This is a genomic window from Vibrio sp. M250220 (genome assembly GCF_036533795.1).
GTDB lineage: Bacteria > Pseudomonadota > Gammaproteobacteria > Enterobacterales > Vibrionaceae > Vibrio.
In genome coordinates, this window is record NZ_JATABI010000059.1 from 1 (window position 1) to 25,630 (window position 25,630).

General features: G+C 45.8%; 22 protein-coding genes. 7 read left to right on the forward strand and 15 right to left on the reverse strand.

Annotated features, from left to right (window positions below; translation table 11 throughout):
* From QTN94_RS17390 to QTN94_RS17430, 9 genes are all read right to left on the reverse strand, one after another.
* On the reverse strand, window positions 1-1,828 hold a 1,828-nt coding region (locus tag QTN94_RS17390; protein WP_331428371.1), incomplete at its 3' end, for an S-type pyocin domain-containing protein.
* 94 nt (window positions 1,829-1,922) lie between these two features.
* Complete coding sequence (locus tag QTN94_RS17395; RefSeq protein WP_331428372.1) at window positions 1,923-3,245, reverse strand: histidine kinase dimerization/phospho-acceptor domain-containing protein; 1,323 nt, start codon at window positions 3,243-3,245, stop codon at window positions 1,923-1,925.
* A complete protein-coding gene (locus QTN94_RS17400; RefSeq protein ID WP_269377557.1) occupies window positions 3,235-3,891 on the reverse strand; it encodes a response regulator in 657 nt (218 codons plus the stop codon). Before QTN94_RS17400 ends, QTN94_RS17395 begins: the two co-directional genes overlap by 11 nt.
* A gap of 3 nt (window positions 3,892-3,894) precedes the next feature.
* Window positions 3,895-4,521, reverse strand: coding sequence for a tetratricopeptide repeat protein (locus QTN94_RS17405; RefSeq protein ID WP_331428373.1), 627 nt, complete (start codon window positions 4,519-4,521; stop codon window positions 3,895-3,897).
* 13 nt (window positions 4,522-4,534) lie between these two features.
* Window positions 4,535-5,341, reverse strand: coding sequence for an SDR family oxidoreductase (locus tag QTN94_RS17410; protein WP_331428374.1), 807 nt, complete (start codon window positions 5,339-5,341; stop codon window positions 4,535-4,537).
* A 9-nt stretch (window positions 5,342-5,350) separates the two neighbouring features.
* Entirely contained in the window at window positions 5,351-6,034 is a 684-nt protein-coding gene (locus tag QTN94_RS17415) for a TenA family transcriptional regulator (RefSeq protein WP_331428375.1), read from the reverse strand.
* 10 nt (window positions 6,035-6,044) lie between these two features.
* Window positions 6,045-7,562 carry an AMP-binding protein gene (locus QTN94_RS17420; RefSeq protein WP_331428376.1) on the reverse strand — a complete coding sequence of 506 codons (1,518 nt, stop codon included), beginning with the start codon at window positions 7,560-7,562 and terminating at the stop codon, window positions 6,045-6,047.
* Window positions 7,563-7,573: 11 nt separating this feature from the next.
* Window positions 7,574-8,176, reverse strand: a complete 603-nt coding sequence (locus tag QTN94_RS17425; RefSeq protein WP_269377563.1) for a thermostable hemolysin — start codon at window positions 8,174-8,176, stop codon at window positions 7,574-7,576.
* Between the two features lie 137 nt (window positions 8,177-8,313).
* A complete protein-coding gene (locus QTN94_RS17430; protein ID WP_443088805.1) occupies window positions 8,314-9,027 on the reverse strand; it encodes a M15 family metallopeptidase in 714 nt (237 codons plus the stop codon).
* Window positions 9,028-9,377: 350 nt separating this feature from the next.
* On the opposite strand from QTN94_RS17430, the gene QTN94_RS17435 reads away from it, so the two are divergent.
* Window positions 9,378-10,697: an MBL fold metallo-hydrolase gene (locus QTN94_RS17435; RefSeq protein WP_331428378.1), complete on the forward strand. Its 1,320-nt coding sequence runs from the start codon at window positions 9,378-9,380 to the stop codon at window positions 10,695-10,697.
* A 58-nt stretch (window positions 10,698-10,755) separates the two neighbouring features.
* Here the strand turns inward: QTN94_RS17435 and QTN94_RS17440 are convergent, their stop codons facing one another.
* Window positions 10,756-13,101, reverse strand: coding sequence for a S8 family serine peptidase (locus QTN94_RS17440; RefSeq protein WP_331428379.1), 2,346 nt, complete (start codon window positions 13,099-13,101; stop codon window positions 10,756-10,758).
* A 592-nt stretch (window positions 13,102-13,693) separates the two neighbouring features.
* Window positions 13,694-13,879: a hypothetical protein gene (locus QTN94_RS17445; protein WP_331428380.1), complete on the reverse strand. Its 186-nt coding sequence runs from the start codon at window positions 13,877-13,879 to the stop codon at window positions 13,694-13,696.
* 23 nt (window positions 13,880-13,902) lie between these two features.
* On the opposite strand from QTN94_RS17445, the gene QTN94_RS17450 reads away from it, so the two are divergent.
* From QTN94_RS17450 to QTN94_RS17465, 4 genes are all read left to right on the forward strand, one after another.
* Window positions 13,903-14,865, forward strand: a complete 963-nt coding sequence (locus tag QTN94_RS17450) for an L-threonylcarbamoyladenylate synthase (protein ID WP_331428381.1) — start codon at window positions 13,903-13,905, stop codon at window positions 14,863-14,865.
* A 210-nt stretch (window positions 14,866-15,075) separates the two neighbouring features.
* Window positions 15,076-15,834, forward strand: a complete 759-nt coding sequence (locus tag QTN94_RS17455) for a 1-acylglycerol-3-phosphate O-acyltransferase (protein ID WP_331428382.1) — start codon at window positions 15,076-15,078, stop codon at window positions 15,832-15,834.
* A gap of 232 nt (window positions 15,835-16,066) precedes the next feature.
* Window positions 16,067-16,792: a DUF3581 domain-containing protein gene (locus QTN94_RS17460; protein ID WP_331428385.1), complete on the forward strand. Its 726-nt coding sequence runs from the start codon at window positions 16,067-16,069 to the stop codon at window positions 16,790-16,792.
* A gap of 165 nt (window positions 16,793-16,957) precedes the next feature.
* A complete protein-coding gene (locus tag QTN94_RS17465; RefSeq protein WP_138973876.1) occupies window positions 16,958-17,530 on the forward strand; it encodes a hypothetical protein in 573 nt (190 codons plus the stop codon).
* Here QTN94_RS17465 and QTN94_RS17470 read toward each other — a convergent pair.
* Both QTN94_RS17470 and QTN94_RS17475 read right to left on the reverse strand, forming a co-directional pair.
* The gene (locus QTN94_RS17470) at window positions 17,511-18,488 is read right to left on the reverse strand and encodes an ion channel (RefSeq protein ID WP_331428383.1); all 978 of its coding nucleotides are present in this window, start codon (window positions 18,486-18,488) and stop codon (window positions 17,511-17,513) included. The two genes, QTN94_RS17465 and QTN94_RS17470, sit on opposite strands and share 20 nt — an antisense overlap.
* 99 nt (window positions 18,489-18,587) lie before the next feature.
* Window positions 18,588-19,478 carry a LysR substrate-binding domain-containing protein gene (locus QTN94_RS17475; RefSeq protein ID WP_331418349.1) on the reverse strand — a complete coding sequence of 297 codons (891 nt, stop codon included), beginning with the start codon at window positions 19,476-19,478 and terminating at the stop codon, window positions 18,588-18,590.
* Between the two features lie 105 nt (window positions 19,479-19,583).
* Here QTN94_RS17475 and QTN94_RS17480 point away from each other — a divergent pair, with 105 nt between their 5' ends.
* The gene (locus QTN94_RS17480) at window positions 19,584-20,834 is read left to right on the forward strand and encodes a D-amino acid dehydrogenase (RefSeq protein ID WP_331418350.1); all 1,251 of its coding nucleotides are present in this window, start codon (window positions 19,584-19,586) and stop codon (window positions 20,832-20,834) included.
* Window positions 20,835-21,125: 291 nt separating this feature from the next.
* Window positions 21,126-22,664 carry an alanine/glycine:cation symporter family protein gene (locus tag QTN94_RS17485; protein WP_331418351.1) on the forward strand — a complete coding sequence of 513 codons (1,539 nt, stop codon included), beginning with the start codon at window positions 21,126-21,128 and terminating at the stop codon, window positions 22,662-22,664.
* Between the two features lie 129 nt (window positions 22,665-22,793).
* On the opposite strand, the gene QTN94_RS17490 is transcribed toward QTN94_RS17485, so the two are convergent.
* Together QTN94_RS17490 and QTN94_RS17495 are read right to left on the reverse strand one after the other, a co-directional pair.
* Complete coding sequence (locus QTN94_RS17490) at window positions 22,794-23,390, reverse strand: acetate uptake transporter (protein ID WP_138973871.1); 597 nt, start codon at window positions 23,388-23,390, stop codon at window positions 22,794-22,796.
* A 235-nt stretch (window positions 23,391-23,625) separates the two neighbouring features.
* Entirely contained in the window at window positions 23,626-25,095 is a 1,470-nt protein-coding gene (locus tag QTN94_RS17495; protein ID WP_331428384.1) for a chitinase, read from the reverse strand.
* Window positions 25,096-25,630: the final 535 nt, after the last annotated feature.

Consider the following 25,630-nt stretch of genomic DNA (forward strand, 5'->3'; position numbering starts at 1 on the left):
CCAACTCAGCAATAAAGTGTTGCCCTTGCTGCACCGCCTCACGCTTCGCCACGCGATCACCGTATGCACTTCCTTCGCCCGTTTTTATACCAACGATTTGTTGCTTGCCATTTTCATCGGTGTACATATTGAAGCGGACACGCATCGTAACTGTGTCACTCGTAGCAAGCTCAGGGTTGCCCTCAAGTGTTCCATCGCCAAGCTGAGAAGGCCACAAAGCAGCGACTAAACCGCCACCGACGCGGGCAAAACTGCTGAGAGCCTCACCTGTGATACTCCATTGCCCTAGCGTAGAAGTGGTGTTGGTACTGATAATCCCAAGGTTAGAACTGGTTGTACTCGCTGGCAACGCTAAAAATGCCAGTTTGCCATAGTCTGTTGCCTTCGATTCTGTAGACACTATTTTCAGATTTACAACGGGAATGTCTTTTTCAATCAACTCAGGACGATTGATCGATGCGATTGAGGTATCGACTAAGCATCGCTCGGTGTAGTTATAGAAAGTGTTTAAAGGTTGATTAAATCGCTTTGGGCTCTCTGGCGGTATCGCGTAAACAGGCTCTTTTTCAATGTTTAGCGGTTGCTGTTTTTCTACATTCAGAGAATCCCCTACCGATAGAGACATGGGATCTGCATCATACTGTGGATTAAGTTCCAACAAAGCTTTTGGCGCTAGACCATACTGGTTGGCAATCTTCATCCACGTTTCTCGCATACCCGTTTCGAGATCAGTTTGGACAATATGCTTAACGGGCTGAGGTTGGGGTTCGGCTGGTTGCTCTGATTCAGCTCGTTTAATGATGGGGGGTTTTGTTGCCTCAAGTAACTGAGGCACATCTAATTTCACCCCATGCTCGTTCAACCACTCCTCGCTCAAATTATCCAGTTCCTCACGGGTAATTTGCCTCTCTAAGTAAACAAGATGTTGGCCCTCGACCACTTTGCCACCGAGTTTCCACAACACCAATATCGCGTTTTGGTTCTGGTTGTAACCTCTTTCGGGATCAAGGCGGTGATGCGTTGAGTGAGTGGCATAAAAACCCCAGTTTTTATCACCGAGAATACGGTACTCTTGGATCAGTTTGCCGTTATGAAAGTGATAGTAGAAACCGTGAGTGGGAAAGCCTAACCGCTCGCCGAGCTGCACGGCGGGAAAAACGGGAATAAAGCCCTCTTGCGCTACGCCACTGCCTATCGGTCTGACTTTTACAGGCTGACTAGGCGAGAGACCTAATGACTTTGATGCCACTTCTCCCACCAATTTTTTAGGCTCATCAAACGCTGTGAATAGGGTGTAGCGTGTCCCTTCTTTGATTTTGGTTTCACGCCAGCGCCCTAGTAACACTTCGTCTGCCGTTTGGGCTATAACAAACGAACAACCAACATTGCGCTGAAAGGCATCATCGGAGCACGCGATATCAAAGTTGTACTCGTATTTTTCTTTAGGCGGCGCATCGGGATTATGAGTACGAACCGGCTCAGGGACGTATGGGGGCATGGGAAGTGGCGGATGTAGGCTTGTAGTTTGAGTGGTGCTTGATGCACTCCCACTCCCGCTCATCTGTGTGCGAGTTAATAGTGCCTTTTGTGCCAATGGGTCGAGGTTGTCGCGAACATGGGGATTTAACTCCCAATCTGAATGATCTAAGCCATCGCTCTCTTTTATCAACAGCGGAACTCGCGGAGAATCATTGAGTAGCAGCAAATGGCCTTGCTTTAATTGCTCAACAAATCGGTCATATCCCATGCCAGATGGGGTCACCTCTTTGAGTTCACTTTCAGACAATGAGTCAAAATCCCCTTCCACTTGCTGAAATTCGTGCGCCATCAAATGGATAAGTTCAACGGTCTTATACCCCACAGCATGCCCTATTGAGTTGTTTATGAGTGACTCAAAGGTTACCTAGCTTGTGCTTTTATATCTATAGTTTGGATATAAAATCAATTGAATAGATCTGACCTCGATAGAAAGCTTCAAACAATCGCTCACGGACTAAAGAAGAGATGCTTTCCCCATTGTCTGACACTTTTACTTCTATCACGCCATTTTGCTCACTCATCACCACACGAATTTCACTGCCTTGTCCTGAGTAGCGGATGGCATTGTCGATCAGGTTTCTGAACAATACTTCGACTAATGCTGTATCACCAAGAAACTGACTGGCACTGCCTTCTAAACATATGTCTTGTTGCTGTTTAAGTGCCAAAGGTGCCAAGTCACCAATCACACGTTGCAGTAAGGCATTGAGATCCACAGTATCAATCGCTCGCTCCGAAGCACTGTCAACTTTAGCTAAAGTTAGCAACTGTTGGATTAAGCGGTCTGTGCGCTCTATGCCAAGCAATATGTTGTGCAAAGCTTGTTGCTTTTGCTCTGGCTCATCCGTGGAAAGTGCGTTCTCCACATTGAGTCTTAATATGGTAAGCGGCGTTTTCAGCTCATGAGCCGCAGCACGCGTAAAGCGTTTTTCACGCTCCCATGCTAGATCAAGTTCTTCCAATAGCGTGTTGAGTGCATCGACTAATGGTGCAAGCTCCACGGTGTGATCTTTTACATGGATTCGATCGAGATGGTGAGCGTTTCTTTGCGCGATGGCAGTGCGCAATTGATCGATGGGTCGAAGATATTTGGCGATCAGCCACAGAAGTACTGCCAGCAGGGTTGGCAATAAAAATAGCTGCTCAATCGAAGTGGACAACGCAATTTCGTTGATAATTTCTTGTCGGATCTCGTGCTTCTCTGCCATAACAACATATTCATTGGTTCCTTGTTCATCAACAAAGGCTAGTTGAAATGTTCGCCATGACTCACCAGCGATCTCTACATCAGAAAATCCATTGCTTTGCGGCGAAGTCGATAGCGCGGGCAACTCTTCTATCGAACTCCACACCAATTCTGTGCGGCTAAAAAGCTGAAAGACCAGGTTTTGTTCGTACGGGTGACCATACTCAGTGCCTTCGTCATCGTCTTTAGCCAGTTTGCTAATGTTGTCCATCCAGCTATCGAACTGATCTCGATGATTGATGAGTTCGTTTTGGTTCTTGGATAAAGATATCGCGAGAAGAAGCAGTTTCGCAGACTGACCTAGACGCGCATCATATACCTCTTCGACCTCATGCTTGGCTGACTGAAAGCTAAAATAGAGCGATACCATCAGTAACACGCTCACCAAGATTGTCACGGACAGTGTCAGTTGGCGCTTAATTGAATAAGGCGCTTGTCGTTTGAAAAGGTTATTTTTCAAGAATGTACCCTACTCCACGGATGTTTTTAATCGCAATATCAGGCACCTTTTTGCGTAGGTTATGGATATGAACTTCTATCGCATTGTCACTGGCTCCCTCATCCCAGCCATGCAGGGATTGTTGCAACTGATCTTTACTCTGAACACGACCCGCATTGGTCATTAAACCCGCCAAGATCTTAAACTCGTTACGGGTCAGTTTCAGTGGTGAGTCCGCAAAACGAATGCAATGTTCCGACAACGAAAGACTCAACTGACCAACAACAATTTTTTCGTCCGCGCAGCCCGATTGGCGACGAATCAGTACACGCAACCTTGCGAGCAACTCTTCAAGCGCAAAGGGCTTGCCGAGATAATCATCCGCACCACCATCCAAGCCTTGAACACGATCGCGTATATCATCTCGCGCAGTTAATATCATAACGGGTAGTTGGTAACCTTCACGACGAATGGCTCGCAATACCTGTAATCCATCTATATCTGGCAGAGTCAGATCTAAAATCACCGCGGTAAACGCCTCTGTTTTTAGTGCAGTAGTAACCCCTGCCCCCTTATCTAGCCAGTCTACCGTGTAGCCATTGCGACTTAGCGATGTCACCATCGATTGCCCCAACAGCGCATCATCTTCTACCAGTAATAAACGCATTCGTTATCTCAGTCTCGCCATTGTTATTTCGATCTCTTTTTTACGCCCTTCATCCGCCAACTGGCGGTTAGCCCTTGGTTCTGCTTGTAGCGCTTTCATGAGGTAAGCTTTTGCTTCTGCTTTACGTCCATCTTGCGCAAGAAAGTCACCATAAAAATAGTTGGGATCGATACCTTTAGGATTGATCTCTAACGCTTTTTTTAACATTTCTTCCGCTTTTTCGTCATCTCCGAAACCAATCGGCCAACCAGGTACTTTATAGTATAAAGATCCCAAACTGGTATAGGCGGAACCATTTAACGTTGCCGGTGATGTATCAATAACCTGCTCTAGCAACTCTTTCGCCTCTTCCGCTAATGATAGCGCTCCTAAACCACCTTTTGCTCCCGCCAATGACGCTTTATTGATCGCTAACCAAACTTTTAATTCCGGATCGTTCGGATTCGAGCGTAAGTACTGGTTATTTTTGCTGATCAATGCTTCAAGGCATTGCTGTTTGTCCTTATCTTCTGGCGTGTTGTACTGGCATAGAGCCCACTCTTTTTGCACAGTCTGTATTTGTGCCTCATTCGCATTAGCCAGTGAAGCCCAAAGCCCTATCGACATAATTCCTATTAGTTTGATGTTCATGTTACTTCCCTCACTAATGACTAACGCGGTTAACGTACTGATTAATGGTTTCTTTCTGCTTATTAATCGCTGATGAAACCACACCTGGTAAAATTTGATTTATGCGAACAAATAGCTTTTCGGGCCAGCCGATCCATTTGGCACTGGTCTCTTTTTCGATCATGCTCTGTACGTGCTTAGCAACGCGTTGAGGAGAATCGACGGCATTGCCGAGCTTTTGATTCATCTGATTCACAGCACTACTATTCAACGCGGTATCAGTGGCTCGCGGCGCCAAATACAGCACTCGAATACCGCTACCGTTCAGCTCGCGATCTAAAGATTCGCTGAACCGATGTAGCCCCGCCTTAGCCGCGCAGTAGGTCGTGTATCCAGGATAACCAATCGAACCAAATGTAGAGCCTATATTGAGCATCACACCCGGCTGAGAGATAGATCCAATCAAGGTTTGGCAAATCATGATTGGCGCGACTAAGTTGAGATTAATTTCTTGCTCGATTTGCTGTGGAGATTTACCGCTCAATAACGCAAAATCATTACAGCCCGCATTGTTAATCACGGCATTGATTCTACGGCGCTCTCCAATCGCGCGTTTGGCATATTCATTGATGTCAGCCACTCCCAGTGACGAGGTCACATCTGCAACCAAAACATGGTGTTGTTCGCTGTTCATTAACCCCGCCTGTAAAGATTGCAACGCTTCGTGACTTCTCCCCACCAGCGTTAGCTTCGCACCTGACTTTGCGAGCTGCTCAGCAATGGCTCGACCTATACCGCCAGTCGCACCGGTCAATAGAATATGACTATCTTTGATCTTCATTTTTCTATCTCACGCGGCTTGTTGACGGTTTTGAACAGGCAGTGCACGCAGCATTTGACCATAGAGATCAAACACCATGTTGGCAGATTCGATAATCACCTGTTGATCTTTAGGGTTGGTTACTTTGTTCATCAGTTGTTCAAAAAACTGTAAGTGAGACTGGTCAAGCACGCTGTGAGAAACCAGATAAGTCATGGCTTCTGGAGGAAGGTTGAGTCGTTTTTGGATCATCTCAGCCATTTTGCCGCCAATACCAACACTCGTGCCTTCTAACACCCAAACCATACCAAATAGCGCCAGAGGGTTATGACGGTCAATCTGGTGATACAGGTAGGCCACCATCAGTTCGATTGCTTGCCCTACGTGCCCTTCGTCTTGGTTTTGGCGAACCTTGTCCGCATCCCCTCCACATGCTTTGATATCGTTTAGAATCCACTCTTGGTGGCCTTTTTCTTCATCAATGTATTCGGCAAGCGCTTCCCTAACCCATTCATATTCTGAAGATAAACGACCACCACATGCCATCAGCAATGGTACGGTATGTTTAACGTGATGATAGGCCTGAGTAAGAAAGGCAATGTACATTTCTTTACTGATGTTTCCGCATTGCACTTCAGCAATAACAGGCGCAGTTAACATCCTCTGCTGAGCGGAGGCTGTGCATTGTTGTAGTTGACTAAAAAACGGGGTCATATTGTTATCCTCACGAGGCTAAGGGCTGATCTGAAACGATCTCTATTCGGCTAACTTTCTTGCCATCAAGCGATACGTTACTGCGCTCATTCGACAATAGAGCGATTGCATCTTGTTCAAGCTGGGAGCGCCTAATTTTTCCATTTGCAGTAAACCATTGCGGTACTTGGTTAATCTCTTCCACTACCAATAAACTGCCAATTTGAGCGTAATCGGGCAGACGGTGGTTCAACTCAATCACTCTTTGCAGTAAAGATGGGGCTTGCTCAGTGACTGCGCACAAAGCACTTTGGTCGTTGCCAACGACAAAAAAGGGCAACTTGGGTAAGAAGGCGAAAGCCTCAGACTCTATCCACTCTGGTGATACATTGCGGCCGTATGCGGTGACGATAAGGTTCTTTTTTCTGCCTAAAAGGGTGACAAATCCCTGTTCATCGATTTCCGCCAAGTCGCCCGTTGCTAGCCATTCATCAGTAAATGGTTCACCTAGGTACCCGAGCGCATTATTACCTTTGACTTCCAACTCACCATCTTCAGCGATACGTACCTTTAGATGAGGCAGGACTCGTCCACTAGTGCCCGCCTTATTTGCCTTGGGCGTGTTTAGACAGACGACAGAACTGCACTCAGACAACCCATATCCTTCATACGCAGCGATGCCAACTTGTCGCGCGGCCTCAATAAGCACCGTCGAAACGCGAGCGCCACCAACGGCAACAAACTTTAGCATTTGTGTTAAATCTGGGGATTGTCGAACCACCGAAATCAGTGCAAGTAGCAGAGCGGGAGTTAGAACAAGACTCTCAGGTCGGTATTGAGCCAGAGCGTGAGCAAAACGCTGCGCATCAAACTTGTTTGATCCTTTCAATCCGGTTTGTTCACCACCGAGCACATAGGAAGTCACACCCAAGAGTAATGGGACGTAAACCCCCGTAATATTCTCAAGCAAAGTCGACAAAGACAGTACGGTGAGGTGTCGGCTCGCCTCGCCACAAACACTATGAGCTAGCGACTGCGCTACTTGGCATATGTTCTCCTCACTTAAACAAACGCCTTTAGGATCACCTGTAGAACCCGAAGTAAACGTAATTTTCTGAGTGCCAGCTAAATACTCTTTGTGTTCTCTTGTATGATGCTGATAGACAGCAAGCCCTGCGATGCTTTCAATTCGCTCTCCAACATAATCGCCTTGATAAACAGACCAGTCTCCGATCAGTAGATCCACAGCCGAACGTTTTAAGACATGCTCAACTTGTTGCGGCGAGAAAAAAGTGGGAATAGGAACAACGACCACATTGACTGACATAGCCGCTAAATCAACCATCACCCAACTTAAGCTGTTATCAGCTCTTAGGGCGATAGCCTTCGCCCCCATCGCTTGTAATTGATGTGCCGTATAATGAATACAGTCCAGCAACTCTTGGTAAGTAATGGTTAAGGGATCTCCCGTATGATCACTACCAACAAAAGCGATATTGTCAGGCGTTTCGCCTGCCCATTTTTCGATGGCCTCTAGAATCGCGTTCATAATTGTCCTCCCTATGCCTGCTTACGGCGGTTGTGTACCAAGCGTAAACGCTGCAACCCTTTAATCAGGTTGCCAGCAAAAACCTTAGGTTGATGCTCGTAATAGGTGCCCCACACTTTCGGTGCATCAAGAATTTTTTCTGCATCGGCGTCAGCAATTAAACGAGGCTCTAATCCTAGCCGTGACATCAATGCGAATAGAGGATCTGTCGCGGTAAAAATGCACCATTCAAAGCCGTTTTCGACTAAGCACTCTGCAATCAAGAAGAAATGGAGGGGAGACATGCCTTTAGCGAAGGACGCAAGATGACCAAACTCTACAAGGTTGGAACGTTCAACAGGTTGTTGGAACAAGTTTGATATCAATACCTCTGCTGGTGCATCCAAATATTGCTCAAGAAACAGAGGCTCATCAGCCGCAATTCGGAATCCACAGACAGACGCGATCTCGTCGTTATCGAGCAAGGTTAAATACGCTGGCATGAAGAGCTTAAGCTCAGCACGAAAGGCTTGTTGGTAGCGCAAAGAAACGTGGTTAACCACTGGCTTCCACAATGCATGTGATGGATAAACGATGTCGAGCTGAAAATGAGTTGCTTGAGTTTGAGGTTTCATGAGCGTCACCTTACCTTGGTTCATTACCAGTAAGATAAAATGCGAAACTTAAGAAACCCTTAATGTTAGAAATATTCTATAAAAACCCTTCTAACCCACTGAAATCATTACTCTCTATTGTTCAAAAAAAGTGATGACTAACTACCATGAACCGTTAGATATGCACAGTATGCTCGCGCCTTTTCACCACCCTGCTGCTGGGTATAGCACGTTCGGTAGTTGTCGATGTAACGAAGAAAAACGGTCTCAGCTTGCGCTTTAGGCATTTCCACCAGCTGGTTGATAAAACGTCGCGATCCCACTTCAAAGTGCTGGGTATCGATTGGGGTGTTCCAGTCTCCTCCCCAGATTAAAAATCCATGATGAGCGAACAGCTCTACGACATCTTCCGCCATGCCCTGACGTTCGATCTCTTCTCGAGCCCTATAGCGAGTCCGGTTGACATAACGTGTTGCAGATTGTGCAGGTTTGACAAAAATCTGACCATTATCGGCAAACTCTACGAATGGGTTTTGCACGGGGTTAACGTCTATCGCGACGCCATAAGCATGTTTCGACCAACTAGAACCGCTCGTGATCGGCCGAGCATTAAACGCACTGCTATTGTTCGCTGCCATCGATGCGTCGTCATCCCCTTTAAACTCTCGCATCAATTTCGCAGAATGGAGTGGGAAACGGCGTTGATACAAATCCGCAAAAAGACGTTCCACTGAAGGAGCGACAATATCAAGGACGATCACGCTCCCTCGCTGGGTTTGCCCAGAGAAATCAATAAAATCAAAGTCAACCTTAGCCAGGCGTTCACATCCTACCGGAGCTCCAGAAGTCAATACGCCCTGCTTTTTCATCATCCCGCATTGCCACTCTGAGACAGGTGCAACCTGAGCATGACTGGTGGCACTTATCGCAAGGAATAGCAAAGGCAGTAACCAATTTTTCACGTAGAATTTCCTTCTTTTAGAGATTGAGAGGTAGGCTCAAATCCACCTCTAACCCAACTAACTTTTCGCTAGTTTGCATCTTTAGTCTTGCGCCTTCAAGCGGATCAAATCGGTGAGAAACGAGACATTCGATCACAAATAACTGGCTGAGTTAATTCATAATTACCTAGAAAACACTGCAAATTCGCAATTCGGATTACTCACTTTGTATTGCTGGTGACTTGAAGGCAAAGTCAACTCAGAATAACTCGGAGAGAAAGATGGAAATCATACATCACGGTGGGAAGCATACGGTCACAGGTTCATGTCATGAACTGAGGCATGACAATCAGGCTCTGTTAATCGACTGTGGTTTATTTCAAGGGCAAGATGCTCGCTCGCTTGAGACTGATTTCCCAATCAAACAGCTCAATGGGCTGATTCTAACTCATAGTCATATCGACCATATTGGGCGGATACCCTGGTTGCTCGCTGCGGGATTTAAACAGCCAATATTTTGTACGGAAGCCACTGCGGAACTGGTCCCTCTGATGCTCGAAGATAACCTTAAGTTACAACTGGGGCTCACCACAAAAAAAGCACAGCGGGTGTTAGAACGAGTCAAGCGCCAGCTCTGTCCTTACCCCTATGATCATTGGTTCTCTCTCGATAGCAAACAATCTGACTCAATCCAGATACGTCTGCAACAAGCTGGGCACATTCTAGGCTCTTGTTATGTTGAGTTGTGCTTACCCAACCAAGAGATCGTCGTTTTTTCTGGTGATTTAGGCCCAACGAACACACCATTACTGCCCGATCCTGTCTCACCCCAGCAAGCCAATTATCTGTTTATTGAAACTACCTACGGCGATACACAACACGAAGATATCGCCACGCGCTCCTTGCGGCTGAAAGCCATCATCGATCGTTCTCTTGAAGACGGCGGAACCATACTGATACCAGCGTTTAGTGTCGGCAGAACTCAAGAACTGCTCTTTGATATCGAGCAACTGGTATTTGAGCATCAGATAGATACCAAGATCCCTATAATCCTTGATTCTCCCATGGCGCAGAAAGTCACCCGTTCCTATCGCCGTTTCAAGCAATTGTGGGGCAATGAAGCCAAGCAAAGACTGCAAAACCAACGCCATCCACTCGCGTTCGAGCAATGCATCACAGTTGAAGATTTTCGCACCCACCTCCGACTGGTTAACCGACTTAAATCGACCGGAGAACCTGCGATAGTCGTCGCCTCTTCAGGAATGTGTCAGGGAGGTCGCATAGTGGACTACCTTAAAGCCTTGCTGCCAGATCAACGCACCGATATTTTGCTCGCTGGCTATCAAGCTGACGGAACACTTGGTCGTGCCATTCAATCTGGCTGCATCGACATTGAGATTGACGATGAGCAGGTGGAAGTATTGGCACAGGTTCATACTATGTCAGGTTACTCAGCCCATGCAGACCAATCGGATCTGCTGCGTTTTATCGAAGGAATCCCTGCTAAGCCGCAAGCGATTCATTTGATTCATGGTGAGCCAAACACTAAATCCCAATTTGCAGAGCTCCTTCGCCGCCGAGATTATCAAGTTATCGAATAGAAATAAGGCTGCGAACAACGCAGCCTTATTTTGTTGAGCTGACAGTTTGACGTAAAAGCTATTTTTTACGTATTTCGACAATATTACTGAATCCGGACGTTGCGGAGCCATCAAACGCTTGCACGCGATAACCATAACTTCCTGTCGGTAAAGCGCTAATATCATCATCAAAACGGGGCGCGTTAATGCCTACCGTTCCAATTCGAACGAAAGAGAATTGACCTTTACGTTTCAACCCTCGTTCAATATAGAAGCCGCCTTCATTATCAGAGTTGTCTGACCAAGTTAAGGAAATAGTGTTGCCATTTTGAGTCAAAATCAGATTGCTCGGCGCCGCTAAACTACCGGGTTGAGGACCAGGTCCCGTACCGCCAGAATCGCTGGTGACACTAACAATAAGGGTGTCTGATGTTGCTTGGTTAACACTATTTTTTGCAGTAACTCGATAGCGATATTCTCCGGTATTCGGCACCGTATCGAGATAAGATGTCGTATCTGCTGGCAACGTCGCGATCTCGATAAAACTCACTTTACCGCGATATTTGGTTCCTCGTTCAACGACGTATTCTATCTCATTGGCGCTGTTGTCTTGCCAACTCAAACTCACATTTAAGCCATCAACCGAAGCCGCCAGATCCGTAGCAGCATTGAGAGCATCTTGGTCAATAACCAACACATTGACACTGCTGCTGTTCATCGCGCCAGCATTATCCGTCACCGTCAGTGTCACCATAAAATCACCTGCCGACGCGTACGCATGAGAGGCATTCACTCCAACGCTGTTTTGCCCGTCACCAAAGTTCCAATCATAGGCGACGATGGAGCCATCCGGATCACTCGAGCCTAGCCCATTAAAGTAAACGACCTCCCCAATCCCATAACTGACCGCGGGGTTGTCGATGGCAATAACCGCATTGGGCAAATCGGTCGTCACTTGAACGGTTGTCGACGTCGAATCCGATAGACCATCGTTATCGGTAACCGTTAAGGTCACCTCATAACTGCCAGCTTGAGCATAGACGTGCTCATTAATAGCAACCTGATCAGAGGTAGTACCATCACCAAGATTCCAATCATAACTGACGATATTCCCACCTTCGCTGTCAGAGGAGTTGCTGCTATCAAAATCCACAGGGGTACCAAAGGCAATTGAGTTCGCGCTCAAGACTATCTCTGCGGTTGGAGGGTTCATACCGCTCGCATTCAATGCATAAGCTACAGCGCCTGCTGCATCAACGAGACCATGTCCAAATACGTTATCGTCACCAACAACGCCAATATCAACAGCCGTACTAAACAAGCCATTTTCTATGTCATCTGGGGTAATATTTGGATTTGCCGCTACCATTAACGCGGCAATCCCAGCCGTCAATGGAGAAGAGAATGATGTACCGCTGTAGTATACGTAGCGGTTGTCAGGGTATGTGGTGAGGATTTCGACACCGGGGGCGGTGATGTCAACATAATCCCCCCAGCTAGAGAAACTGGCTCGATCATTGTTGCGATCTGTTGCCCCAACACCAACAAAACTGGTGAAGTCTGGATAAGTCGCATGCTGTAATCCACTATTACCCGCCGACATAAACAACAGACCATTACGATTTCGCAAATACTGAGCAGCCGCATTAATGGTCTCGTATTGGATGCCTCCGTAACTTAAATTGACCACACGTGCCCCTCTATCCGCGGCGTATTCAATACAGACCGCCATCGTAGAGATATAGGCAGAGCTGTTGTTGTCACTGATAGCGATTCGAACGGGAATAATATCGACATTCCAATTCGCACCCGCAACGCCAGTTGAATTATTACCTACTGCACCTAAGGTTCCTGCCGTCCCTGTACCGTGACCATTGGCATCGTAAATATAGTTAGATCCATCTTGAGCGTTGTAGGCGAGATCGAGTCGTAGGTTTGGGCCAAGATCTGGATGATTGACATCAAAACCTGTATCACACACAGCGACCAGCACCGATGAGCTGCCAGTAGTAATGTCCCAAGCCTGTCGGCTATTTACATTGTTGTGGTGCCACTGATTACCAAACATGGGATCATTGGGCTGTAAAGTCGGTTCCATTGCGTAATCCGCTTCTGCAAAAGCAACATACCCACTACTACTAATAATTTTGGCAATCGCCTTTTCTCGACCATGGTGATCAAAAGTGGCGATGACGATTTGACTGCCTCCAAGGATACGTTCAGAAACCAATCCTTGGCTCTTGAGTAGGCTGTTAAGTCCTTTTAGGTCGCTTGGTGAAGCGTTGGCGTCGATTTGGTATATAACCGTACCCGGCCTGACGCGATCCTGATTGCTTTGCACGGTGTTCGCTAAGACACTAAACGTGACAACTGCGAAGGTTGCCCACAGGAATAAGGCTGGAATAAAGGATTTCACTAGGCGCATAGTACTTCTCCATGACGAACTTCAGGACGCTACTAATAGTTTGGTCAATAAATGGACAACTGTAAAATAACGCTTTGTAATGAAATCCTCCTCAGAGTCTCCCGATTACTCAACATCAATCAGTTAGCCGACAAACCTTTTTTACTCACTCTACTCGTGGCTTTAGTCGATGAAATACAAACCAAAGTTAACTTCCACCTTCACACAGCGCTAAGTCAGAGAATTTTTCTATCAAACAAATAGGAGTAAAGAGTCTGCAATTGATCCACTCCCATGCCATGCTTACTCAAACGAATAACCGCCCTAGGATTAAGGTCAAACCCTAGTCGCGGCAGGTGGCTCAATCAATTAAATCTCAAAATACTGCATCAGAACGATAAGAAGTCGAATCCGTTAGATGAAAACTTCAACTACGCAGAAGCCTTTAAAGCCCTCAACCTCAAAGCGGATCTCAAAGCTCTGATGGTCGCGAAGATATTTGGGAACCTGAAGAGGATATTTACTGGGGCGCGGAGAGTGAGTGGCTCGGTGATGAGCGTTACTCTGGTGAGCTGGCACCTTCAACTATGCATCACGTGGCATCATCATTACGCTAATCGGTAAAACGTCCCATGCGTCGAGATGCGGGTAAGGTCGCTCCCCTTGCCATCGTGTAGTTAAGCGATTGAAAGATAGGTTGATATAGAAAAAGATTATCAATCGATACAAATATGCTGAAATTAAACATCGAAAGTTTGAAAAACATGGTTAAAATAGCCGGCTCAGATTTTCTATCCATACTGCTCCTTTGAGGACGAGACATTGAAAACGCAGCACCTTTCAGCAAGCGACAACCAAGATATCGAACTAGCTAAACAGATTTTAGCGCGTGGTGAATTGGTCGCGATTCCAACCGAAACGGTTTACGGACTGGCAGCAGATGCATCTAACCCAGAAGCAGTGAAGAAGATCTTCGCGGCGAAAGGTCGACCAGCTAACCATCCGCTGATTGTTCATATCGGTGATGTGGAGCAGCTGTCTGACTGGGCGCGTGATATTCCAGCACAAGCCTATACGATTGCTGAGGCATTTTGGCCTGGGCCAGTGACGCTATTGCTAAATAAAGCGCCACAAGCAACCTCTGTTGTGACTGGTGGCTTAGAGACCATTGGTATTCGTATGCCTGCGCACGACGTTTTCAGTACGTTATTGACGTCATCGGGAATGGCCGTTGCGGCTCCTTCTGCGAATCCATACAAAAAACTTAGCCCGACGTCGGCTGAACATGTGATGAACTCGCTCGGTGGCAAAATTTCAGCGGTCTTGGATGGTGGGGACTGTACCCATGGTCTTGAATCGACCATTATCGACCTGACAGAAAAGCCATACCGTATTCTTCGTACAGGCCCAGTAACGGCAGCACAGTTATCAGAAGTACTCGGAGAAGAAGTGCTATCGCCAAAAGCACACAGTGTTGCCGTCCCAGGCAATGTGACCAGTCACTACCAGCCAAACACTAAAGTTCGTCTGGTTACTTTGGAAGAGATTTCCAATGCAAGTGGTGACAATATCGCATGTCTGCACTATTCACCGATTGCACCTAGCTTGGCCTTTAAATCTAAGCCTATGCCAACCGATGTCGCGCAATACTCACATGATCTTTACCGCGCGCTAGATGAAGCGGATAAATGGGGTTGTGACGAAATTTGGGTTGAGAGACCGCCAGTGAGTGAGGAGTGGTTTGCGGTACATGATCGCCTAAACCGAGCTCAGTCTAAGCTGTAGCCACAGAGAACAAATCAGCAACGCCCCTATACCAAGGGGCGTTTTTGTATCCCTATCGCTCAAATGCTTATCTTAATGACCATAATTTAAGTGACAACGGATCAATCGCCAGTTAAACGTGTTGCAATTTTGTTAAATAGAATTAAAACTCTAAATATAACTTCCTCGAGCTCAGCTCAGTGTATGCACGTTTAATAGAAGGAGTAAGTTGTGCTAAGTATTCTTCGCCTGATAATGGCTGCCATTTTTGTTGTTTTTACTACTTTATTTGCCTTTGTCTACTGCCTGTTTAGCCCGCGTAATCCTAAACATGTCTATTTCTTCTGCCGATGGTTTAATCAATTACACAAAATCCTTGGTGTCACTTTAATTCAAAGAGGACTAGAGCGAGCCCCTACCCCAGCTAACAGCGTCTATATTTCTAACCACCAAAGCGTCTACGATTTTGTCACATCACCGGGAATGCTCAGACCAAGAACGGTCTCGTTAGGCAAACGAGAGCTGATCTGGGTGCCATTTTTTGGCCAACTTTACTGGATTACTGGCAATATTCTGATCAACCGGGAAGACAAGTCCAAAGCTCGCGATACGATAAAACAAGTCGCAGAAGCGATTCATAAGCGTAACCTTTCGGTTTGGGCTTATCCTGAGGGAACGCGAAGTAAAGGACGAGGTTTGTTGCCATTTAAGACGGGGGCATTTCGCATGGCAATTGAAGCTGGCGTTCCCATTACACCAATGGTGGTCAGTACAACGCATAATAAAATCAACCTTAACCGCAGCAATAATGGCATCGTGATTACTGAAATGCTCGATCCTATCGACACCTCTGGCTATACCATTAACGATGCTCGCACCTTGGCAGACCACTGTCATGCTCTGATGGCCGAAAAGATTGCTCAACTGGATCTGGAAGTTGCACAATTTGAGCAGCAAGCTGGCGCAAAACCGCGTTCTAGCGTCGGCTAAACATCACTCTTCTACGCAAGGGGCAAATAATAAATAGTCAGCCTATTTTCATATCAGTTATCGAAAGCGAACTGTTGATAAATCATTCAAATATGTGGATTAATTCACACTTCATCACGAGTTTAAATTTTGTCTCAAATCTCCGACAGCCACCGTTATTTATCTGATTAGACCATTTAATTGCATAGCTTGATGTATACTGCGCGGCAGTTATAGCCACATGAATAAACTTATGTTTCTAACACCGTATTTTTCACAACAAAACAATCAGTTCCAGTTCACTCGCCAACAAGCAAGCCACTTTGCGAAAAAGGTAGCGGGTGACTTTAACCCTATCCATGATGAAGATAGCAAACGCTTCTGCGTGCCAGGTGATCTATTGTTCGCCGTACTGCTCAGCAAAGAGGGCATCAGCCAGAAAATGCGCTTCGACTTCTCAGGCATGGTGAACGATGGTGTGGCACTGTCTGTTGAAAATAAATGTGAAAAAGAAAGTGCAGTGGTAGACGAGAAGTCTAAAGAGTACTTGCATATGTCTCGTGAAGGGGAAGTTAATCACAACCCTGAGTTCATTGAACATGTGGTCACTAGCTATGTTCAGTTCTCTGGCATGGGCTTCCCTCATATCATGGTTCCATTAATGGAAGAGCAGCAGATGATGATCAACTGCCAACGTCCATTGGTGATCTATGAGAGCATGGAAGTTGAGTTTTCTCGCCTAGATCTGACTCACCCTGAAGTGGAGTTTTCCGGTGCGACATTTGATGTGGACGGTAAACGTGGCTTAGTGACTCTAAACTTTACCTTTAAAGAAGACGGTGAAGTGGTTGGTAAAGGTCTCAAACGTATGGTTGCAAGTGGTTTAAAACCATACGATCAAGAAGCAGTAGATGATCTTGTAGAACGCTTCCATGCTCGCAAAGAGGCGTTTCTAACCGAGTTTGCTAACGCAGCATAATCAATAAGGGGTTATCGACATTCGGTAACCCTTTTTTGATCGGTAGCACCAACACGCTTAGTCGCGTCGAGTTGTTGGTCAGCTCAAAGATCTCACTCAATCATCTAGCCCTCAAAGTGAATCTTGGTTAGCCTCCATCACACTGATTCATCCACACTAATCCCCATGACACAGCAAGCCTACTACTCAGCATCTATATTGCAGTTTTCTGAGAACGACACACAGAATATCCTCAATCATTTACGTGATGAAGCACAAGCTATCTGGCAATCAAAGATCGACCTACTTAAAACACAGTTCAACCAATTACCTCATCTTGCGGGTGATGTGATCCTTGGTTTTAATCAGCCAGAATTAGAACTCGATACCGAGGTGATTATTCTCTATCGCGGTCTAGTGTTTGTTGTCTCGATAGGTTCAGACAATAGCCAGTATGATGAACAGCACATGTCACAGCTCCACAAACAAGCCCTGCGCCTTAAAAAGCATCATTTGGGCAGTCAGACTAAATTCATCATCCCCGTATCAATAGAAACAAAGGCATCACCACAACCAAGCCCAATTATAGTTTCAGAAGATTTGGTGGCTGGCACTATGTGTGACAATGGCGAACATCTGGCTGCACTCATCGAACACTTTTCTAACCAATACAAAGATGACCAAATCCTCTTGGATGAATGGCTAGAAAGTGGCTTTACTCTCTTATCGCAATCATCGATTAGCGAGTCATCTTCTTAACAAAGACCACAACAAACAGTGCCATGGTAAAGCTGCCTAAGAAGGCTTCGCAGGCAGCGATAAAGCGAGCTAACCCGATGGGCGATATATCACCATAGCCTAATGTAGTGAATGTCACGACACTAAAATAGAGAGAGTTGAAAAACTCAAGTACGTAAAACTGCCAACCCGTAACATCTTCATAAATAGGGTGCGCACCTGTCGTATCGAGAAAGAAGTAGGCAAAAGCGCAGATCAAAATTAGGAAGATGGAGAAACTCACCACTCTTATCGGGTCTTCGCCATAACCACAGAACATGTCCACTAACTTCGAGATCATCCTCTTAGAACTGAGTAATGGCATTTGGTAACGGCGAAAGCGCATTTCTCGCTTAAAGAAATCCCCCGCCATCTCGAACAAACCTTGCTTTTCACACTGTTTACGTATGTTTCGACACACTTCTTCAGCTTCTTGGCAATAGGTAATGGATGCTTTCCTGTCATGTCCTTTCATTGCTCGTCGTGCTTCCTGCTCTTGTTTAAGGCTCTTGCCCCATTCAATATTCTCCAGTTTCGCACGAGACAACTCTGCCCCGAGTAGGTTGCAGTTGTCGAGCTTAGCACAATGTAAGTTGGCACCGATTAACTTCGCCTTCATTAATGACGAGTCACGTAAATCTAAACCGAACAAATGGGCGTCAACCAAATTCGCCCGATAAAAATCCGCACCCCGACACTGGTAGCCGTCTTTCGAACCACGGTTAACCAGATCGATATCCTCGAGATTTGTTTTCGCCAACTGAAATCCGTCTAAAGGTTTACCTGCTGCGGCCCATTGTTCAACCTTGTCTTTTATATCATCATTGCTTTTATCGACTTTGGGGTCATGCCAGTAACAGAGTCCTGACTCCCCACACGGTTGATCGCAGCACCAGCCATCAGGATTTTGATAGCTGCATTGGCCTTGGTGAGATTCCATATGCACTGCCCCTAATCATATCTAGAGTGACGTTAGTAGCCCCAGATATCTTTACTAAGTGTAGTGGGTGCATATTAGCGCGCCATTACTATTTACAAATTAATCAGTATCAACCTGCTCTCTAAGCCATTTTTTAAATAGCCGAGTATAAGGGTCATCTATGTGCGTAATCACAAAGTAACCTGCATTCGCAGCAATGGGGACAAACGGAGCAGTTAACCTTCCCTGCTCAATTTCCTTATCCAATAGAGCAACTCGCGCCAAAGCGATTCCGACCCCAGCTTCAGCAGCCGACATTGCCATATCAGTTCGGTTGAAGAAATGACCTTGGTTGGTTTCAAAGTCCAATCGTTGATGGGAAGCCCAATACAGCCACTCATAATCTTTTAGCGCCCCAGACCAAGGCATTAAATCATGGAGCAACGTCACTCTCCCCCACTCGTCGCTGCCATGCAAGATCTCACGATGGGCACTGAAATAGTCACGACTCATCACTGGTAGCAACGATTCTTCCATTAACAGTTCCGCATCAGCATGTTTGTATGGCAAAGGCCCGTAGTCGATAGCAATATCGAAGTTTCGATTATCGCTATCCACCAACGCTCCCTCTGCAAAGGTATGGATCTGAACATCAGGATAGCGTTTATGAAAGTTTTCTAATCGCGGGACGAGCCATTTAAAAGCGAAGGATGGGGTCAGTTTTAACCGAATCTGTTTGCGTTCAGAAACCTGCGTCAATTGAAAAATGTTCTCTTCTATTGCCGCCAGATGATGACTGGTTGCCTCCACCAGCTTTCGTCCCTGTTCACTTAAACGTATGCCACGAGCGTGGCGTTCAAAGACACTAAAACCTAGTCGCTCTTCAATCTGCTGTAACTGTTGACTGACAGCACCAACCGTTAGATTCAGTTCTTTCGCTGCACTGGTTAAGCTTTGATGGCGTGAAACAATACAAATAAGGTTAACACCTTGTAATAGTGCCGACTTCATAGTCACCCTTTAAATTTTCTAAAATCTAGTATCAATTCTTATCGATTGTTAAGCGGATGTAAATTGCACATTCTTGGCAAACTTTTAAAACTGTGAGAATTGAACGTGAAGGTTGTTATTTTAGGCAGCGGTGTGGTCGGTTTGACCAGTGCTTGGTATTTATCTCAAGCAGGATTTGAGGTGACGGTCGTTGATAGGCAGGCACGCTCCGGAGAAGAAACCAGCTTTGCTAACGCAGGGCAGATTTCCTATGGTTACTCATCGCCATGGGCCGCTCCTGGTATTCCAACCAAGGCAATCAAATGGCTATTTGAAGAGCACGCTCCTTTAAAGATTAAACCTAGCCTAAGCCCTGAGCTGATCCAGTGGGCAAGCCAGATGTTGGTCAATTGCCAACTGAACAAGTATCGAGTCAACAAAGCTCGTATGCTGACGATTGCCAATCGCAGTCGAGAGTGTTTAGCTCAGTTAAATAAGCAGTTTGATCTCAATTATCAGGGCAGAACCCAAGGTACGCTACAAATCTTCCGCAACCCAGCTCAACTCAAGGCGGTCGAAAAAGATATCGCACTGCTTGAAGAAAGTGGTACTCAATACCAACTCATGGATCCGGCACAATGTCTGGCACAAGAGCCAGGGCTAGCGAATATGAACGGTGATTTGGTGGGCGGTCTCTATTTACCTGATGATGAAACTGGCGATTGCCATCTATTTTGTCAGCAGCTTCAAGCAATGGCAGAGCAAGCTGGTGTTACCTTCTTGTTCAATACTCATGTCGAAAAGTTAATCACTGCCAACGATCAAGTGGTTGGCGTCGAAACATCACATGGAACAATCCATGCCGACAGCTATGTCGTCGCGATGGGCAGTTATTCAAAACACCTTCTTGCGCCGCTTAACATACATATCCCTGTTTACCCTGTGAAAGGTTACTCACTGACTTTACCGGTAATCGACCCAAATCATGCCCCTTGTTCTACCATTATGGATGAGACCTATAAGGTGGCCGTGACACGGTTTGAAAAGAGGATACGCGTTGCGGGTACTGCAGAACTGGCAGGATTTGATCCCGCATTACCTGAAAAAAGGCTAGCGACACTCAATCATGTTGTTAGCAACTTATTTCCTAACGGCGTCGATTTTTCTCAAGCAGAATACTGGACTGGCTTTAGACCAATGACGCCAGATGGCACACCTATTATTGGTCAAACAACGTTCTCCAACCTTTATACCAATACTGGTCATGGCACTTTGGGGTGGACCATGGCATGTGGGTCGGCGGACATTCTAACGAATATTATCTCGTCACAAGGCCATGCATCATTCCGCGAACTCAGTATGGAACGCTACATCTAATTTCAAACAACACAATTCACTTTGTTAAACTGGAATTGCAAAATATTTTTCAGTGAGACCAAGTGAATTGGTAATATACAAATCACTAATATACCCACACCCAAAGCAATTACTGCTAATAAATTGTCGAACAACTATTAACCAGAGCTATTAATTAACAATTTTTTAGCACTTTGTGTTTTACCTCACGCAAATTCACATCCACAAACAAATAAATTAACAACTGCGTTACAGAAAGGGTAATATCCTGTTCAGAAAACAACCATTACAAAACAAACAGGGAAACTACTTATGCAGTCAATTGTTGATTTTTTGAATGGAATTATCTGGAGCCCGGTATTGATTTATCTTTGCCTTGGCGCGGGTCTATTCTACTCAGTCATGACACGATTTGTTCAAGTTCGTCACTTTGGTGAAATGTGGCGCCTACTTCTTTCAGGGAAAAGTTCTTCAAAAGGTATCTCATCATTCCAAGCTCTAGCGGTATCGCTATCTGGTCGTGTGGGTACTGGTAACATTGCAGGTGTGGCTGCGGCTATCGGTTTCGGTGGTCCAGGTGCTGTATTTTGGATGTGGGTTGTTGCCTTCTTCGGCGCAGCAACAGCATACGCAGAATCTACTCTAGCTCAAATCTATAAAGAAGAAGACAACGGTGAATTCCGTGGTGGCCCAGCTTACTACATCGAAAAAGCGATGGGTCAGAAGTGGTACGCGTGGATTTTTGCTATCTCAACAATCTTTGCTTGTGGCTTCTTGCTACCAGGCGTTCAGTCAAACAGTATCGGTAATGCGGTAGAAGCTGCATTTGGTTCTGGTGAAATGATTGAAACAGCTATCGGTACATTCAGTTTCGCGAAAATCTTTACCGGTACTGTGATTTCAGTAATCCTAGCTTTCATCATCTTTGGCGGTGTGAAACGTATTGCGAACTTCACTCAGATCGTTGTGCCATTCATGGCTTTGGCTTACATCATCACAGCGTTCGTTATCATCCTACTGAACATCGGTGAAGTACCTCGTGTATTCTCAATGATCATTGGTGATGCATTTACGCCTATGGCAGGTGTTGGTGCTGCGATTGGTTGGGGTGTAAAACGTGGTGTTTACTCTAACGAAGCAGGTCAAGGTACAGGTCCTCACGCAGCCGCTGCTGCAAGCGTTGACCACCCAGCTCAGCAGGGCCTAGTGCAGGCTTTCTCTATCTACATCGATACACTACTAGTATGTTCTGCGACTGCATTTATGATCATCATTACTGGTGCATACAACGTACACGGTGCAGAAGGCTTCCTAGTACAGAATATTTCTGCTGATATTGCAGCAAATGGTCCTGTATTTACTCAAATGGCAATCGAGAGCGCGCTGCCAGGTATCGGTAAGCCGTTTATTGCTGTTGCGCTGTTCTTCTTCGCGTTCACCACTATTCTTGCGTACTACTACATTGCAGAAACAAACATTGCATACATCCGTCGTACGTTTAAAGTTAGCGGCCTAATGTTCTTGCTAAAAGTCGCATTAATCGCCGTTGTGTTCTACGGTACAGTTAAAACTGCAAACCTTGCGTGGGCAATGGGTGACGTGGGTGTAGGCCTAATGGCTTGGTTAAACATCGTGGGTATCTTAATTATCTTCTTCATGTCAAAACCTGCACTAAAAGCACTTAACGACTACGAAGAGCAGCAAAAACAAGGTGTCACTGAGTTTACATTCAACCCTGTTAAGCTTGGTATCAAGGGCGCTGACTACTGGGAAGATAAATACCGCCGTAAAACGGGCAAAGCACCCGAGGCTGAAGTCGAAACAAAACCAGTTGAACAACCTTCAACCTAATCTCGACTAAAACAGATAAAAGCAGTGGTAAAAAAAGGGGTTAGCCAATGGCTAACCCCTTTGTTATTACTGTTCCCATATATTTCAGTACCGACCTAATCAGGCTTGGCCAACACTTAATATTCTTGATTACGCCGCTACCTGCTCAAGCTCAACAGATTCGCGCTGTTTTTTCTCACCAATAGGCAAGATGGTACGACCATATTCGTTGTTCAGTACTTGCGCCATTGCAAAGTAGATTGCGCTTGCGCCGCAGAAAATACCTTCAATGCCTGCGATAGTACCAATCAGTTCACTACCAGAGAAATCACGAGCTGCAAGTAGGAAGAATAGGATTGTTAGTGAACCGAAAACGATCTGTTTAGCCACTGGGTAGCACAGTGAACCAATAAACATAAAGCCAGTGAAGACACCCCAAAGTAGCAAGTACCAACCCATAAAGCTTGCAGGGCTTGCAGGAAGACCCATGTATGGCATCACGATTAAACCAACCAAAGTTAGCCAAAATAGACCGTATGAAGTAAATGCTGTGGTACCAAATGTATCGCCACGTTTGAAACACATCATGCCGACTAGCACTTGGCTCAGACCACCATAAAAAATACCCATTGCAAGAATCATTGAGTCAATTGGGAAAAAGCCTGCGTTGTGGATATTTAGCAGGATGGTTGTCATGCCGAAACCCATAAGGCCTAATGGAGCCGGGTTTGCCAGTTTTGTTGACATTTTGCGCACCTTTCAAAAATGTTAGTAAAAATTACGCGCGAAGTTTAATCCTGTTCAACAAAAAAGATAAACATTGAATTTGCAATCTAAGATTACGCAAACCATTTAATATGCTTTTTGTTTAATCACCTTCATGCTTTCTCATGGTAAAAATGCCAATTCTGATATGGCGCAGAAAACAAAAGGCCTCAATTTTCAACATTGAGGCCTTATTTCTAGTTTGAACACTCACCGGTTACTGGCAGGATATTTCGTCCCAGAACCAATTGGACTGTACGGGTGTTTCCCAAACTCCCGGCCCATTTTTAGCGATAAAACATTTGCCGTTATAAGTCACTTTGTCACCATTTGCGACTTGAGTAACGCCCGGTTCCCACTGCGTCATACCGCCTGGGTCTGGCGTTGGGTCTGGTGTGGGTGAAGGATCGACAGGATCGAGCTGTTCAACCACACGAACTTCTGGCCAACTTGCATGCGAGCCATAAAAATTGGTCACACACTTTTCGTAGTCGCCCTCAACCAAGGCGGAATAAGCGGTTTGGAATCCCACCAGTTCACACTCAAATGAATAGCCACCGGGACGGTCTGCATAGTATTTCCAGTTGCCATCCCAATTGGTATAAAGCACATCCGTCGCGCCATTGAGGTTTAAGCTTCCGTATGGAGTTTGCTGCCAACAGGTGTCTTTTTCATCACTGCCAATCGGAATTTGATAGTGGGATGATAGCCCTTGCCAGTAACGAATTCGGTTGACGGGCTGGCCTTTATCCTTGTTCTGCTCGCCACACTCAATACCACCATTGATAATGTTAATCGTGGTACCAAAACCATAGCCGATCCCTGCATCGCTCTCTCTCTGAGATGGCTGCCATGTTTTATCTATAACGTGAAGCATCGCTGGCTTAGGGGCTTGCGGAGTTAAAAAGAACCAAATCGCTGATGCTAGATTGAGCCAAGAGTCAGCCACTAGCCCAGGGTTGTTGAGTAACACAGACGCATCGCCGTCGAACATCGCTTCAGAGAATGCACCGTAGTTAAAGTGGTAAGAGAGCTGTTTAGCCCCACGACCAAAGTACCCCTGCCCTGCGACACATGGCCACTTTCTATTTTGCCAGTCGTTCTGACCACAACCTGTCGTGTACCCTTCCTGACCTTCAGACCAGCCCATTTCCCTTACATGAACCAACGCTTGCTGCCACTCTTCTAAACCCAACGGATTATCCCAAGTGTTATCAATGGCAATATGCCCTCCTGTTTCCTGAGCAAAATGAGCAAATGCCGTTACGATCGAGCGCTTACAAATTGCGTCAGAATCACGCCCATCAGTGTACTCAGCACAAAATGCAGGGAACTTACCGATCGCACGTAGGAAGCGAGTGTAAGTGTATTCCGGTGCTGCCATCTGAGTAAGAAAGTCCCACTCTGCACGAGGAAATACTCGCTCAGCGCGCTGTACGTTATCCGGATTGGTGGCTAGCCCCGCATCAATGGCTTCAACGACGCCGTTAGGAGCCGTGCGAAGTGCCTGTGACCATAACTGATACATTGGATCAGAGGTCTTCTGTTGCTCTACGGCGGCAACATCCGCGCGAGAGATAACAAAACCAGTCGGGTTTAGTGGATCGGGCTGAATATTCATCGTTGCCCATGCACTTGAGCCCATACTCAAGGCCGATGCGACGGCTAAAAAGCGCAAGGTTTTCATTGTTATACAACTCCTGTGTATGTGAAGTTGTATCAGCATAGATGAGGAAAAAATAACTAGAATAGTCACTAAGTCAGGTTGCGAGCGATTACAAAGAGCAAAGTAATAACGATATTTATCAGTCGCCGAAAGCGATAAATGAGTCGAAAAAAAACAGCCCGTAGGCTCTAGAGGTGTAATTATTCCCACTCGAATATCAACGAGAGGGAAATTAATCTATACCCGCTCAACTAGAAGATGCAGGTTTCAAAATCTGAAAATTATCAGTAATTCTGGATAGCAGTGAGCCTAAAACTGTTCTTGCTTCCGGGCAACTTTTTGCTCGATCTGAGCAAGATCTTGCTCGATTCGAGCAAAAAGTTGCCCAGCTCGTATATTAACAAATACTTAAATTGTTGAAATATATACATTTTAATTTTGGCACGCTTTTTGACTAAGAGTTAGTGTTATTACACACAACCTCTAAGGATTTTACTATGCCAACTCCATGTTATATTTCTATCGACGGTGAAACTCAGGGTCTGATCACGGCGGG